The organism is Lentibacillus populi (genome assembly GCA_014642895.1).
GTDB lineage: Bacteria > Bacillota > Bacilli > Bacillales > Amphibacillaceae > Lentibacillus_C > Lentibacillus_C populi.
Genome location: BMJD01000020.1, coordinates 16,921 through 30,892 on the forward strand (window position 1 = coordinate 16,921; position 13,972 = coordinate 30,892).

The following is a 13,972-nucleotide window of genomic DNA, read 5'->3' on the forward strand; positions in this document are numbered from 1 at the left end:
CGGACACTTCTCATTTAAGTTATGAGTATGTATTCAACCCTGACATCTGCCCAAAATCATTTTTTATAGTACCCATTTTTATTGCCCTGAATATAGTGAAAATGACTAGTTTAAGGTGAATGTTTAAAAGTACTGGTAAAAATGATACACCGAATTTCTTCTCGGTCCTTTTTATCTTCATTTTAAACACATATTTTAAAGGAGGAAAATTAAAAGAATGGAACAATCACGGAAGCACCGCCCAGAGCATCTTGCTTGGCATGAAACGCTTGAAATACATGAACTTGTCGCTTTTCAGTCAATTGGATTGATGAAATTAAAAAGTTCAGTAGGCGAAGTAAAAGACAACATGCTCCGAAACCTTTATGTCCAATGTATTAAAGATATAGAAAATAATATTAAGGAGCTTGTCCAGTTTTATTCGCTGGCACCTCGGGAAGACGATGAAGAAAGAGAGTTCCGAAACCTTGGAACCGGATTCTATGCAGGTGACCTGCTAATTTTGGCAAAAACCTCTGTAAAAAACTATGCAACAGCAATCACCGAAACGGCAACACCAATGTTACGGGAAACATTAATTAAACATTTGCAAAAAGCGATTGAAGCCCATGCAAACGTATTTTCCTATATGTATGACAAAGGCCTTTATCCCGCATATAATCTAGAAAAATTGTTAAAAAATGATTTAAAAAATGCCAATATGGCGTTACAAATGCATTATAAATAGTTTAGTTATGTCCATGTTCATTCAATTTAGGAGGTCGGGGGCAGTTAAGTTCGTGGTTGCAAGCATATAACTGTCTTCCCCCTGCTTAGTTAAAGAAATTGCATTGTGACAAAACAACTTTAAAGTAGAAATTGATCCTAATGTACGTGACAAAGAGATAATTAGTGCTGTACTTAACTCCTTGAAAACTAAGGGGGAGTTACAGCCCCTTAATGCGTGACTCCCCTCTAAAATAATTATAGAGGGGACTTTAATTCTATATCATGATTTATACCATGTTAATTTTAAAAATAAATCCGCTTCCTTTGATTTGTCCGTCTCATTTTTGGCGCCGTATAACCATGCTCGAAGATCCGACCCTTGCTCATTTTACAATAGGCAAGTAATGAATCGAGAATACCATCATACTGGTTAACAGCATGTTGAAACACGGTTGCTGCAACACGTGCATCCTCCAATGCATGGTGATGGTCAAATGCTATCCCATGATGGGCCGCAACCGTGTTTAATTTATGATTGCTTAAATCCGGCCACACGCGTCTTGAAATATTCGCTGTACAAAGATAATCCAGCTCCGGATAGGCTAAATGGAAATAATCCAGTGTGTTACGGATGACACTCATATCAAAGCTGGCATTATGAGCGATTACCAGATTATCGGCAAGGTATTTATGTAACGTCGGCCACAGTTCCGCAAATGTTGGCGCACTTGCAATATCACTTGGTGTGATACCATGAATAGCGATATTAAATGAACTGAATTCCATTAACGGATTGATTAGGGTGTAATACTCATCAATAATTTCATGTTCATTTGCCACTACAATACCAACCGCGCACGGACTGTGACGTTTGGCATTTGCTGTCTCAAAGTCAATAGATGTGAACTGCACAATTTCGCCTCCTTATTAATCATTGGTATATGATCGGCCGCTTCATACGTTACATGTACCGGCCGATTTCTCATTCTTCCCGGTAAACCACTCTCGTTCCACATATTATATCATGAAGTGCTTTCTTTTCCTTATTCCAGCCTGCCATCATGAATCCAATCAACAACGGAATTGCAGAAATAACATAGGCAAATGCTCTGCCAATCGATTTCAATAAACTGATCTGTGTCATATCTCTGCTGTTCAACACTTGAATCTGACATATCAGTTTTCCCAGTGAACCTTTGAATTTACTACCGGTAAAAATGATAACAAAAATAACAACATAAATAAGATTCGCGATGTCCTCTGATCTTGAGGTTTCCTCCAATCTATTGTTAAAAAACTCCTGATCGTTAAGCAGAAGCGCAATTAAAAATGCCATTAGCATCGTGATGACACCATCAATGAAATTAGCAAAAAACCTGATCCAGAATCCTGCTGGCTTGTAATCTTCCACGTTCAACACCTTCCATTGTCAGTAGTACCTTTCATTAAAAATCCAATGGGTATCATATTATTATTATTATAACAGTCTTGAATTGGCTAACGAAATGATAGCTTCTTTGGAGAATAAGCTTTTTTACTTTACCAATCCATAATTTTTTCTTGACTTTTTAAAATAGGGATTGTAATGTATTGATTAATATTAAAAAATTCCATATGCAAGATTCTTATCCAGAGAGGTGGAGGGACTGGCCCTTTGAAGCCTCGGCAACAGACTATAAAGGATGTTCAAAAAGTTACCAAAGAAAAAGCGAACACCCACTTATACAAGTACTGTGCCAATTCCAGAAGCATTATGCTTGAAGATAAGAAGAGTGGTCAAATCAAATCGTGAAGCCTCTTCTTATTTTCAAAGGAGAGGCTTTTTTACGTTTTAATTAGGTTCCCTTAATTTTTTCCAGGAGATGATGACATGACAGAGAGTAGTATTGAAACCAGATTAGTGCAATTAGGTAACAACAGTGACGAAACGACAGGCGCCGTCAACCCACCGATTTATTTATCAACGGCCTATAAGCACCATGGGCTTGGCAAATCAACCGGATACGATTACAGTCGGACCAAAAACCCTACCCGCTTTCTTTTAGAAGAAGGGATTGCAAACTTGGAATCTGGTGAAAGAGGTTACGCCTGCAGCTCCGGTATGGCAGCAATACAATTAGTACTTTCCTTGTTCCGTTCCGGTGATGAGCTAATAGCTGTTGCGGATATTTATGGCGGTACCTATCGTTTGCTTGAGCACTATGCCGATACCTACCAAATCCAAACAACATATAGTAATTTTACAGAGATCCCGGAGACAGAACAGCTTATTACAAATAAGACAAAGGCAATATTTATCGAAACGCCTACAAATCCCTTAATGCAAGAGATCGACATTAATCTGGTTGCGGAACTTGCCCGCAAGCACGATCTTTTACTCATTGTCGATAATACATTTTTAACGCCTTATCTACAACGTCCATTAGAACTAGGAGCTGACATTGTGATTCATAGTGCCACCAAATATATTGGCGGGCACAACGATGTGTTGGCTGGGTTAGTTGTTGCAAAGGGAAAAGAACTTTGTGATAACTTGGCTACTTTTCATAATGCATCGGGTGCTGTACTTTCCCCTTTTGATTCGTGGCTGCTAATAAGAGGGTTAAAGACCCTTTCCTTAAGAATGGAAAAACATCAGGAAAATGCCAGAAACCTTGCCACATTTTTAGATGATGAACCTAACGTAACTGATGTGTTATACCCCGGAAAAGGCGGAATGCTTTCCTTCCGTCTCAAAAAAAGTGAATGGGTTGATCTATTTCTACAGCGGTTAAAACTCATTACTTTTGCGGAAAGTTTAGGCGGAGTAGAGAGTTTTATAACATACCCGGCGACACAGACACATGCTGATATCCCAATCGAAGAACGAACAAAGCGCGGAATTGATGATCGCCTGTTACGTTTTTCCGTCGGGATTGAGCAAGTGAATGACTTAAAAAAGGATTTGCAGCAGGCACTTACTAAATTAGCAGAGGTGGAATGAAGTTATATATTCTGGAGGATCGTTTTAAGAAAAGCGCAAGCGCCCGTTTAGCAACGTACAAACTGGAGCACTCCGCAATGAGATAAAGGAAACATGCCCCTGCAAAAGGGGTATGCCGACGTTGGCCGCAAAGGCCGTTTTTAGTCGGCCTTCCTTCTCCCCGAACCGATGTTGACTTATCGTAATGAAGGAGTGTGAAGTTTGCTAGTTGCTGGGCGCTGGAGCTGGACATGGCCTACTCTAACGTAAGCAGAATAAAGCCTGAATTTTCATACTTTTATTTACTTTTAAACATAAGAAACAGCCTGCATTGGAGGCTGTTTCTTTTATTATTTATTAATAAAGCTTTTGTCAACGAAACCGGTAAAATCAGGTTTTTCTTTAAGAAATTGCAGATCATAGGAGGAATCTCCGAATGCCTGGATTGCCTCCTGGTCGATGTCATACACGAAATCTGTTCGCGCCCACGCACTTTCCATTACATCATGATCCAGTTTTTGACCTGTTATTTCATCAATACTTTTAATTGTGATATCAATCGCTTCTTCTGGATTTTCATTAATGAACTCAACTGATTCCTTATGCGCATCAATCAGGTTCTGGATAAGTTCCGGATCGTTTTTAATCATGTCGGAGCTGGTAACGAACACTGCTGCAGGTAATGTCTTGCCAAATGAGATTTCATCTGAATCAACGACAACGTTCGCACCCACCTCGGCTTCTAAAACAGATGCCCATGGTTCCGGGGCAGTGGCCACATCAACATCACCCTTCTCAAACATCGTTGTATATTGGGCCGGCTTCCCGGTTACATGCTTCATGGTTCCACCAGTTCTATCAGAGGTAATCCCTAATTTTTTCATGTAGGTTTCAAATTGAACATCATGTGTACAGCCAACACGGGGAGAAATAAACGTTTTCCCTTTTATATCTTCCACTGTTTTAATACCACTGTCTTCGCGGGATACAATAACTGTTCCGCCGGTTGATGATGATGCAACAACCGTAACATCTACACCGGAAATGAAATTATTCATTGCAGGTCCTGGACCAACAAGACCGCCCTGTATTTCTCCTGTTGCAAGTGCCGTCATAAATGCGGATCCATCGGGAAATGTCCGATATTCTACCTCGACATCATCACCCAGTTGATTTTCGTACATCTGCTTTTCTTTTGCAATCATTGCTGGCGCATGATTCAAGTTAGGGAAATAGCCAATGACGACCTTTTGCTTGTCACCGGATGAACTGGAAGCGTTAGAGCCCCCTCCGCACGCACTTAAAATGAGTAATACACCCATCATGAAATATACAAACCCTTTTTTCACCATCAAAACCCCTCTCCACTATTCATTTTTGATCTGTTATTATGCTGCTTCTTCCAAACCCCAACGTCTTAATACCTTATTTTCGATCCGGTGAAAGACAAGCTGATCGACAATAGAACCAATTACACCAATGATCATAATAATTCCAATGACGAGACTCATGTTATTAAAGTCGGATGCATAGGAAAGTGTATATCCTAACCCCGGACCTGTACTTAAAAGCTCGGCAGCCATTAAAGCACGCCAGCTAAAGGCCCACGCCAGACGTACACCGGTTACGGCATGTGGAACAGCGGCCGGAATGACCACTTTGAAAAATAAATCCAATCCTTTTGACCCCATTGTTTTAGCAGCTTTCAAATAAATTGGCGAAACATTTTTTACTCCAGTCCGTATGTTCATCGTCATGACAAACGTTCCACCAATAACAACGACAAATATGATCGATGTTTCTCCAAACCCAAACCAGATAATGGCTAATGGAACCCAGACAATACTTGGAACACTTTGGAGTGCCAGAATCATTGTTCCAAGCGTCTCATCGGCTGTTTTCACTTTTGCCAGTAAGACCCCAAGCCCTGTTCCGATCAAAATAGCAAGAAAAAGACCGATGAACAAATGTCGGAAACTTGCCGTAATATCGTAGACAAGTGTCATATCCTTGAAGCCTAAATACAGTTCGTTTACAACCGAAAACGGGCTGGGTATCATTGACTCCGGCCAGATACCTAATAATACAATTCCTTGCCAGACTAAAAGAAGAAAGACGAAAAACATGATTCTTTTAATGACTACCGGCATAACTGAGCTCCTCCTGCATCACTTTGTCTATTTCTGATTTTAGAACAGCCATTACCTTTTCCTCTAATTTTGCCATATCTGCTTGTAATCGCGGCCTGCCGAGATTTACATTAAAATCCGAAATAATTGTTCCTGGTCTGGCGCCCATGATGATAATTCGATCAGATAATTTAATCGCCTCCCGAATACTATGTGTCACAAAAATGACGGTTTTTTTCGTGTCCAGCCAAATCTTTTCTATTTCGTCCTGCAAAATGCTTCTTGTTTGTTCATCCAATGCGCCAAACGGTTCGTCCATTAATAACAATTCCGGATTCATCGCAAGTACTCTTGCAATCGATACACGCTGTTGCATGCCCCCGGAAAGTTCATGCGGATAATGTTCCGGAAACTTACTGAGCTGCACCATTTGCAAATATTTATCGGCAACGCTTAATTGCTCTTTTTTGGTCATTTTTTTTCGTATCGGGAACATGACATTTTCCCTTACATTCATCCAAGGGAACAAGGCAGATTCCTGAAAAACTACCCCTCTATCGGGACCGGGTTTGCGTATTTCCTCTTCTCCCAAATAAACAGATCCCGACGAAGGCTTCTGTAAACCGGCAACCATCGATAACAGTGTTGATTTTCCACATCCGGAAGGTCCTAATAAAGAAACGAACTCCCCTGCTTTTATTGTTAGATTAATATTGTCCAAAACTAACAATGGAGGGTTTGGTTTATTTTCAAATTGCTTTGATAATGCATCTATCTTCAAATCCATTGAATGCAGCTCCTTATAGATAATAATTCCTATCAAATTAATATGAATTAAAATGTATTTTAGCACGATATTCATCTTTTTCCAATAGGTAAATGCCTAATAGCCTAAATATTTTTAGATAAGAAAAGCGCAAGCGCCCGTTTAGTGGCGTATGTGCTGGACTGAACCGAAGGAGATAAAGGAAACACGGTGAGCTGAGGCCTACAGGACGTAGGTCAGTTCGGTGTTGCGACAGGACGTCGCGGTTTTAACCGAACTTCCCCTTTTACCGATGTTGACTTATCGTACGGAGGCGGGTGTTGTCCACTAGCCGCTGGGCGCTGGAGCTGGACATGGCCACTCTTGATCATGAATTAATATCGCTAAAAATTATACTTTACTTATAAAAAGGAGACAAAAGGTTATGAATATCGGGATGAAATTTGTTATCATGGAGTAAACCACTAGGAATTATTATGTAAAAATATATGTACACAGGGAGCTGTTTTATATGAAAGTTGCTCAAAACATGACAGAACTGATTGGCGAAACACCTGTTGTCAAATTAACCAAACTCGTCCCTGAAGGAGCTGCAGATGTTTTCATCAAATTAGAATCGTTTAACCCGAGCAAAAGTGTGAAGGACCGTGCAGCCTATAGCATGATCAAGGTTGCCGAAGACATGGGGTTAATTAAGCCTGGGGATACAATTATTGAACCAACAAGCGGCAATACCGGGATTGGTCTGGCGATGAATGCTGCAGCAAAAGGATACAAAGCCATCATGGTCATGCCGGATAATAGCACTTTGGAAAGAAGAAATATCTTAAAAGCCTATGGAGCTAAGGTTGTCCTGACCCCTGCAGATGAAAAAATGCCTGGCGCAATTAAAAAAGCACAGGAACTACAAAATGAAATTCCTGGCAGCTTTATCCCACAGCAATTCGAAAACGAGGCAAACCCGGCTATTCACCGGACAACAACAGCACTAGAGATATATCAACAAATAGATGGAAAATTGGATGCTTTTGTTTGTACAGCCGGAACAGGAGGAACAATTACAGGTACAGGTGATGTTTTGAAAGAGAAAATTCCAGGGTTAACCATCACCGTTGCCGAACCAAAAGGATCACCTGTTTTGTCAGGAGGTAAACCAGGCAAACATAAGCTAGTTGGTACAAGTCCAGGATTTATTCCGGATATACTTAATACCAACATTTATGATGAAATTATGCAAATAGATGACGGTGCTGCGGTCGATATGTATAAAAAACTTCCACGGGTGGAGGGGCTCTTTATTGGGTTATCTGGGGCAGCAGCCGTTTATGCAGCAATTGAGGTTGCCAAGCGTTTAGGTGCTGGAAAGCAAGTACTGTGTATGGCACCGGACAGCGGGGAGCGGTATTTAAGTATGGATTTGATAGAAGATAAAGACTAAGTAAATAACTTCGAGCCATTATCGGTGTTCTGCGGGAAAACTTAGGAATTCTGATGTTGTAGATTTAGTATATTTATAGCGAACAGAGAGACAACTGTTCGCTATTTTGTAAACAACATAATTAAAAATGGGTAATTTGATTAAATTTTCTTATGGAAGCGGGAATTGTTACCTGTTTTTCTTCAGGATAGATGGCTGCCTTTTTAATTTTCTCCATCCGCAATGTTGTTTCCGAATCAAAATAACTTTCCCCACATTGTTCGCAAACCAAAGCAGGCACATCTTCAATGATAATCTTTCTTCCTTTCCACTCGCGTTCTACAGTAATTTGTTTTTTTTCGATGCTGCCTTGGCAAATTCTGCATGTATTCATTCCCTTTCACTCCTTGTTCTTTCATTTACCCATTTAGCGGTTCCGGATAATATGCAGTTATAAAAATAGCACTCCCATCTTTTATGGCACAAACCGTGTGAACAGACTGATTCTTAATATAACTTAATATTAAGCAACTATGGCCTCGGGGATCATCAGGATAATCTTCAATTATTTCTCCCTCAATGAGCGAAATAACTAATTTTTCAATATCTATTTCCCGTTCGTCACATTTTTTTAAAGCATGAGCACTGAACCACCATTTTCCTGTTATTATATTCTTTTTTATCGTCTTTAGAATATCCAGTTTTTTATCCCCCTTACCTTTTACGTTTCCTTTCCAATTATTCCTTTGAAAATATTTTATCACGAAATAGCTAACTTTACAGTAGTCATTGAATTTTTGTGAATTAAATAACCATGGCTGTCACTCCCTCACTAAATTTTTGCTAAAATTTCTCTTGACATTCGTTCGTTTCCCCGATATAGTATGGATTAAGTTTTTAATTAAATATGAATTTTCTTATCCAGAGAGGTGGAGGGACTGGCCCGTTGAAGCCTCAGCAACAGACATTTGTACTGTGCTAATTCCAGAAGCGTTAGGCTTGAAGATAAGAAGAGCTGTTGATGTAATAACGAACCCTCTTCTTACTGACAGAAGAGGGTTTTTGTTATTGGTAAAAACCAACTAAACAGGGAGGAATAAGAATGAAGCGAAATTTGGAAGAACGTCTACGTGATGGAACCGTCATTGCAGGGGAAGGCTATTTATTTGAATTGGAACGAAGGGGGTATTTACAAGCTGGTTCCTTTGTTCCCGAAGTAGCATTGGATAATCCTGAAGCGCTTAAACAAGCATACAGGGATTACATGAATGCGGGTTCCGATGTTGTATTGGCTTTTACATATAACGCGCATCGGGAAAAGATGCGCATTATCGGTAAAGAAGAATTGCTCGAACCATTAAATAGAAACGCAATCCGTTTAGCGAAAGAGGTTGCCAAGGAGCATCCGGTTGAAGAAGCATTGGTTGCCGGCAACATTTCCAACACTAATCTGTTTGATCCGGAAGATCCGGCATCAAAGGAACGGGTTCGGGGCATTTTTGCAGAAATGGTGCAATGGTGCAAGGAAGAAGGAGTTGACTATGTTAACGGGGAAACATTTTATTACTATGAAGAAGCGTTAATCGCCTTGGAGGAAATTACGAAACAAGGATTACCGGCTGTCATTACGTTTGGACTGATGGGCGAGAATATTTTAAGAGATGGCTACACGGTAGAAGAAGCATGCAAATTCCTTTCCGCAAAAGGGGCGCTCGTTGTCGGGATGAATTGTTTCCGTGGGCCTGATACGATGCAGCCATATCTTGCTAAAATACGGGAGCATGTCAATGGCTATATTGCCGGTTTACCGATCCCTTATCGAACATCAGAAGAGCACCCAACGTTTTTCAACTTGCCTGATGGCGGATGCAGTTGTCATTTACCGTTAGAAACGACTTTTCCGACCGCGCTAGATCCGCTTTATCATAATCGCTATGAGTTGGCGACATGGGCAAAAGAGGCAAAGGGTATTGGCCTTAATTACATTGGCCTATGCTGTGGGGCATCCCCAGCAATGCTGCGTGCCGTAGCAGAAGCTGTTGGTGTTGAAACCGTTAATTCCAAATACTCGCCGGACATGGAGAAGCATTTCTTGTTTGGAAAAGACAAAACATTGAAACAGCATAATTTGGACTATCGCTTAAAGGCCTAATAGGATGTTCAAATTTTACGAAGCAAACATGGGGTGATCTTTTTGACAAACGAATTACTGAAAGCTGTTCAACTTATTAAAGAAAAAGAGTGGGTTGACCTGACACATGCTTTTGACCCGGAATCGCCACACTTTTCCGCATTTGAAGCGGCTAAATTTGAAACATTATTCGATCACGATGACGGATTTTTTGCCCAACGGTTCACATTTCCCGGGCAATATGGCACACATCTTGATGCGCCAATTCACTTTGTCCGCAACACTAGATATTTAGATGAGCTGGATTTAAAGGAATTCGTTCTACCGCTCATTGTGATCGATAAATCCAGAGAGGCAGCGGAGAATCATGACTATACGTTAACGGTTGAGGATGTAGTAGCGTTTGAAGCGGAATACGGAGAAATCGAACCGGGTTCATTTGTCGCATTGCGGACGGACTGGAGCAAGCGCTGGCCTGATCAGGAAGCGTTCGACAATAAAGATGCTGATGGCAATAATCATGCTCCCGGATGGTCATTGGAAGCTTTGCAATTTTTATACGAAGAAAGAAAGATCAAAGCGGTTGGTCATGAAACTTTTGACACTGATGCTGCTATTGATTTTCAAAAAAATGGATCCCTCTTAGCGGAATATTATGTACTTGACCAGGACACCTATCAGGTAGAGCTATTAACCAATTTAGATAAAGTGCCTGCAACAGGTTCCATCATTATTAATATCGTGCCAAAGGCAAAAAAGGCATCGGGATTTCCGGTACGTTCGTTTGCGATTTTACCTTAGGAAGATCTGATTATTCGTGTGAGGATATGATAACAATTAAAGACATTTTCCATTCAAAACCGGCTTTCTTAATAAGAAGGCCGGTTTTTTATGGAGAGTAGTATTCATTTGAAATACAAGTTTGTATTCCGCATTCGGGTTGATATTCTCACTCCCTGGTCTGTACTTCTTGCTTTCGAGTTGATATTCTTAGCTCCTGGGTCGATAGAAATCTAAACCAAAAATCCTCATTTTTCTTCTGTTGTTTTATACAACTAAGTTTTCAGGTCTGCCATCTATTCTTTAAGCACGAACTTGCCCATTGCCATAGATGAAAAATTTGCTTGATGTTAATGCATGTAACCCCATAGGTCCTCTGGCGTGCAGCTTCTGTGTACTGATGCCGATTTCTGCACCGTAACCGAACTCGGATCCGTCTGTGAATCTGGTAGACGCATTGTGATAGACAGCTGCCGCATCAACGTTTTGTAAGAATCGACTAGCGTGTTGGGCATTTTCTGTGATAATTGCCTCGGAATGTTTTGTGCCATATTTGTTTACATGCTGGATCGCCTCTTCACATGTCTTAACCTGTTTAACACTAACAGATAAGCCTAGGTATTCCTTGTACCAGTCTTCTTCCGTAGCTGCCTTGGCATGAGGAAATACGGAACAGATCCAATCGTCCCCGTAAATTTCCACATTCTTTTCATGAAGTTTCTGCAAAAGCTCGGTTCCATACCGCTTAAACCACTTCTCATGCAGCAAAAGCGATTCCACTGCATTACAAACAGATGGTCGCTGTAATTTCGCATTTAATACAATTTCCTCCGCCATTTGCTGCTTGGCTGTTTCATCGATAAAAATGTGGCAATTGCCTGCACCAGTTTCAATGACCGGAACACTAGATTCACGAACGACTGTCTCGATTAAATTTTTTCCGCCTCTAGGAATCAAGACATCCAAATAATCATGTAAGTGGAACAACTCTTTTGCCATCTCTCTGCTTGTATCCTCGATTAATTGAACGGCAGCAATGGGCAACGCACTTTTTTCCAGTGCCAAATGGATGGACTGAACGAGTGCCCGATTGGAAAACTTGGCGGAAGAACTTCCTCTTAGAATTACTGCATTTCCCGTTTTCAGGGTAAGTGTTGCGGCATCCATTGTCACGTTAGGACGTGCTTCGTAAATCATCCCGATAACACCAATCGGAACCCTTCTTTTTTGCAGTTGTAAGTCATTTTCTTTTTCAATCGTTTCCAGTATTTCACCGATCGGATCTTTCTCCTGAACCAACTGGTAAATCGCCTGTGCCATGTTATGAATTCGATCTTCGTTCAGCATAATCCTATCAAGCACTGCCTCAGGAAGTCCATTTTGTTTTCCTTCGTTAATATCCTTTTCATTTTCATTAAGAATCGTATGTTTGTCTGCCAGCATTTGCTCCGCAATTAGACGCAGTGCTGTATTTTTTTCCTCTGTGGTCACTCCTGTTAATACAAAGCTTGCTTCTTTAGCAGCTTTGCCTTTTCGTTTTACCTCCGTCACGATGTTTCCCCTCCTATTTTTTGTGCTTTTACCCAGCCATTTCGATGAATAACCTCGACAAATGGTACATCAGATCCTGCTCCATCAATTACCTTTTTTAACACTTCAGAGGAACAGCTTACCTCCCCCTTCCCCAACAACCCCCTTGAACCGTATACTTTAACTACATCTCCTTTTCGAAATGTCCCAGTTACTTTAAAAATACCCGCAGGCAATAGACTTTTTCCATGAAACAGGATCGCCTCTTCTGCCCCCTGATCCACGTATATTTTCCCCAACGTCTCCGAATGCAGCGCGATCCATTGCTTCTTGGTATTAATGGTTCTTGAGTTGTGGTCGGAAATATACGTACCATCCCCTTTACCATGTAATATATCAAGTAGCTTATTACCCCCCTTTCCACGGCCGATGAATACCGGGACACCAAGGGAAATTGCTGTTTTAGCTGCCTGTAGCTTAGACTTCATGCCACCTGTTCCAACTTTTGAACCAGTATTATCAAAACCGGCAATCATGTCATCTGGAATATTTTCCAAAAAGTCAACCCTTTTCGCAAATGGATTTGTTCGAGGGTTTACATTATAAAGACCATTAATATCCGTTAAGATCATTAACTGGTCCGCATGAATAAACCCGCTGACAAGAGCAGAAAGCATATCATTATCGCCAAAAGTCAACTCTTCAACCGCTACCGTGTCATTTTCATTAATGATCGGTAATATTCCTCGCTCCAGCAGCTCTTCAATAGTTGCAAATGCATTTCGATAGCGGTCCCGGCTGGAGAAGTCACTTCTGGTTAAGAGAATCTGGGCCGGAATAAGATGAAATGCGCTTAATTTATCGATGTAAGCCTGAATTAATAAACTTTGCCCAACCGCTGCCGCCGCTTGTTTTCCTTTAATTGTGACCGGTCTTGAGGAATAGCCTAATTTGATAAAACCTGCCGCTACTGCTCCAGATGATACTAAAATCACTTCATGTCCTGCTTGACGAAGTGCAGCAAGTGCATTGACATGGTCAGTAAATTTCTCTTGATCAATTTCTCCTTTATCATTTGTTAATGAACTGCTGCCGATTTTTACAACGATTCGTTTTTTCATTTTCCATTGCTCCTGCTTACCATTTTTTCAGATATAAAAGAGCCCTCTCATCCTTTATTAAAGGACGAAAGAGCTCACGCTTCCGCGGTACCACCAATATTGAATGTATGCACATTCCACTTTCTCCTGTAACGCCGGAGCCGGCGCCCATGTTTAAGATGGGACTCTGAAGGCAGGTTCTGTGACTTGGCTGTTGCGGCATCTTCCAGCTTCTAAATCCCGCTCTCTGATACATCAAGGTTCACATACTAATCCTTCGTTAACGTTCGTTTATTATATTAATCATATTATGCAAATGAAACCAGGGAATGTCAATAAGGTATTGAAATCCTCATTGAACAATTTCCAAGAATTATAAATATCTTAATAAAAAAATTCCCTTCAACCATAGACATTTGCCTGAAATTGTTTTACCATATTCCTTTGTG

The 13,972-nt window shown here is 40.7% G+C and carries 14 protein-coding genes and 2 riboswitches; of the genes, 5 read left to right on the forward strand and 9 right to left on the reverse strand.

The window, feature by feature from the left end:
- Positions 1–217 precede the first annotated feature (217 nt).
- Positions 218–727, forward strand: a complete 510-nt coding sequence (locus IEX12_RS12685; RefSeq protein ID WP_088049563.1) for a spore coat protein — start codon at positions 218–220, stop codon at positions 725–727.
- A 284-nt stretch (positions 728–1,011) separates the two neighbouring features.
- On the opposite strand, the gene IEX12_RS12690 is transcribed toward IEX12_RS12685, so the two are convergent.
- Complete coding sequence (locus IEX12_RS12690; protein ID WP_088049562.1) at positions 1,012–1,620, reverse strand: 3'-5' exonuclease; 609 nt, start codon at positions 1,618–1,620, stop codon at positions 1,012–1,014.
- A 70-nt stretch (positions 1,621–1,690) separates the two neighbouring features.
- The gene (locus IEX12_RS12695; RefSeq protein WP_188725289.1) at positions 1,691–2,119 is read right to left on the reverse strand and encodes an RDD family protein; all 429 of its coding nucleotides are present in this window, start codon (positions 2,117–2,119) and stop codon (positions 1,691–1,693) included.
- 211 nt (positions 2,120–2,330) lie between these two features.
- Positions 2,331–2,478, forward strand: a riboswitch (SAM riboswitch).
- 100 nt (positions 2,479–2,578) lie between these two features.
- Between IEX12_RS12695 and IEX12_RS12700 the strand changes: the two genes are divergently transcribed.
- Positions 2,579–3,691 carry a methionine biosynthesis PLP-dependent protein gene (locus IEX12_RS12700; protein ID WP_088049560.1) on the forward strand — a complete coding sequence of 371 codons (1,113 nt, stop codon included), beginning with the start codon at positions 2,579–2,581 and terminating at the stop codon, positions 3,689–3,691.
- 329 nt (positions 3,692–4,020) lie between these two features.
- Here IEX12_RS12700 and IEX12_RS12705 read toward each other — a convergent pair whose 3' ends face one another.
- From IEX12_RS12705 to IEX12_RS12715, 3 genes are read right to left on the reverse strand one after another with little or no spacing between them, the layout of a single operon-like run.
- On the reverse strand, positions 4,021–5,022 hold the full coding sequence (locus tag IEX12_RS12705; protein ID WP_088049559.1) for an aliphatic sulfonate ABC transporter substrate-binding protein: 1,002 nt from the start codon (positions 5,020–5,022) through the stop codon (positions 4,021–4,023).
- Positions 5,023–5,058: 36 nt separating this feature from the next.
- On the reverse strand, positions 5,059–5,820 hold the full coding sequence (locus IEX12_RS12710) for an ABC transporter permease (RefSeq protein ID WP_102415586.1): 762 nt from the start codon (positions 5,818–5,820) through the stop codon (positions 5,059–5,061).
- Positions 5,804–6,586, reverse strand: coding sequence for an ABC transporter ATP-binding protein (locus IEX12_RS12715; protein ID WP_188725290.1), 783 nt, complete (start codon positions 6,584–6,586; stop codon positions 5,804–5,806). The genes IEX12_RS12710 and IEX12_RS12715 overlap by 17 nt, the downstream gene beginning before the upstream one ends.
- Before the next feature lie 490 nt (positions 6,587–7,076).
- Here IEX12_RS12715 and cysK point away from each other — a divergent pair, with 490 nt between their 5' ends.
- Positions 7,077–8,003 carry a cysteine synthase A gene (gene cysK, locus IEX12_RS12720; RefSeq protein WP_188725291.1) on the forward strand — a complete coding sequence of 309 codons (927 nt, stop codon included), beginning with the start codon at positions 7,077–7,079 and terminating at the stop codon, positions 8,001–8,003.
- Between the two features lie 121 nt (positions 8,004–8,124).
- Here the strand turns inward: cysK and IEX12_RS12725 are convergent, their stop codons facing one another.
- The gene (locus IEX12_RS12725; protein ID WP_188725292.1) at positions 8,125–8,376 is read right to left on the reverse strand and encodes a type II toxin-antitoxin system MqsA family antitoxin; all 252 of its coding nucleotides are present in this window, start codon (positions 8,374–8,376) and stop codon (positions 8,125–8,127) included.
- Between the two features lie 25 nt (positions 8,377–8,401).
- Entirely contained in the window at positions 8,402–8,746 is a 345-nt protein-coding gene (locus tag IEX12_RS12730) for a DUF4258 domain-containing protein (protein WP_286171134.1), read from the reverse strand.
- Positions 8,747–8,896: 150 nt separating this feature from the next.
- A riboswitch (SAM riboswitch) is annotated at positions 8,897–8,994 on the forward strand.
- 90 nt (positions 8,995–9,084) lie between these two features.
- Here IEX12_RS12730 and IEX12_RS12735 point away from each other — a divergent pair.
- Both IEX12_RS12735 and IEX12_RS12740 read left to right on the forward strand, forming a co-directional pair.
- Positions 9,085–10,134, forward strand: a complete 1,050-nt coding sequence (locus IEX12_RS12735; RefSeq protein WP_088049555.1) for a homocysteine S-methyltransferase family protein — start codon at positions 9,085–9,087, stop codon at positions 10,132–10,134.
- A gap of 42 nt (positions 10,135–10,176) precedes the next feature.
- Complete coding sequence (locus IEX12_RS12740) at positions 10,177–10,914, forward strand: cyclase family protein (protein ID WP_188725293.1); 738 nt, start codon at positions 10,177–10,179, stop codon at positions 10,912–10,914.
- Positions 10,915–11,196: 282 nt separating this feature from the next.
- Here IEX12_RS12740 and IEX12_RS12745 read toward each other — a convergent pair whose 3' ends face one another.
- Together IEX12_RS12745 and proB are read right to left on the reverse strand one after the other, a co-directional pair.
- A complete protein-coding gene (locus IEX12_RS12745) occupies positions 11,197–12,444 on the reverse strand; it encodes a glutamate-5-semialdehyde dehydrogenase (RefSeq protein WP_088049553.1) in 1,248 nt (415 codons plus the stop codon).
- On the reverse strand, positions 12,441–13,544 hold the full coding sequence (proB, locus tag IEX12_RS12750) for a glutamate 5-kinase (protein WP_188725294.1): 1,104 nt from the start codon (positions 13,542–13,544) through the stop codon (positions 12,441–12,443). The genes IEX12_RS12745 and proB overlap by 4 nt, the downstream gene beginning before the upstream one ends.
- Between the last annotated feature and the right edge of the window lie 428 nt (positions 13,545–13,972).

Coding starts and splice junctions, on each gene's coding strand:
- IEX12_RS12725 (WP_188725292.1), bottom strand. CDS start 8,376: ATGAATACATGCAGAATTTGCCAAGGCAGCATCGAAAAAAAACAAATT.
- IEX12_RS12735 (WP_088049555.1), top strand. CDS start 9,085: ATGAAGCGAAATTTGGAAGAACGTCTACGTGATGGAACCGTCATTGCA.
- IEX12_RS12715 (WP_188725290.1), bottom strand. CDS start 6,586: ATGGATTTGAAGATAGATGCATTATCAAAGCAATTTGAAAATAAACCA.
- IEX12_RS12705 (WP_088049559.1), bottom strand. CDS start 5,022: ATGGTGAAAAAAGGGTTTGTATATTTCATGATGGGTGTATTACTCATT.
- proB (WP_188725294.1), bottom strand. CDS start 13,544: ATGAAAAAACGAATCGTTGTAAAAATCGGCAGCAGTTCATTAACAAAT.
- IEX12_RS12710 (WP_102415586.1), bottom strand. CDS start 5,820: ATGCCGGTAGTCATTAAAAGAATCATGTTTTTCGTCTTTCTTCTTTTA.
- IEX12_RS12685 (WP_088049563.1), top strand. CDS start 218: ATGGAACAATCACGGAAGCACCGCCCAGAGCATCTTGCTTGGCATGAA.
- cysK (WP_188725291.1), top strand. CDS start 7,077: ATGAAAGTTGCTCAAAACATGACAGAACTGATTGGCGAAACACCTGTT.
- IEX12_RS12700 (WP_088049560.1), top strand. CDS start 2,579: ATGACAGAGAGTAGTATTGAAACCAGATTAGTGCAATTAGGTAACAAC.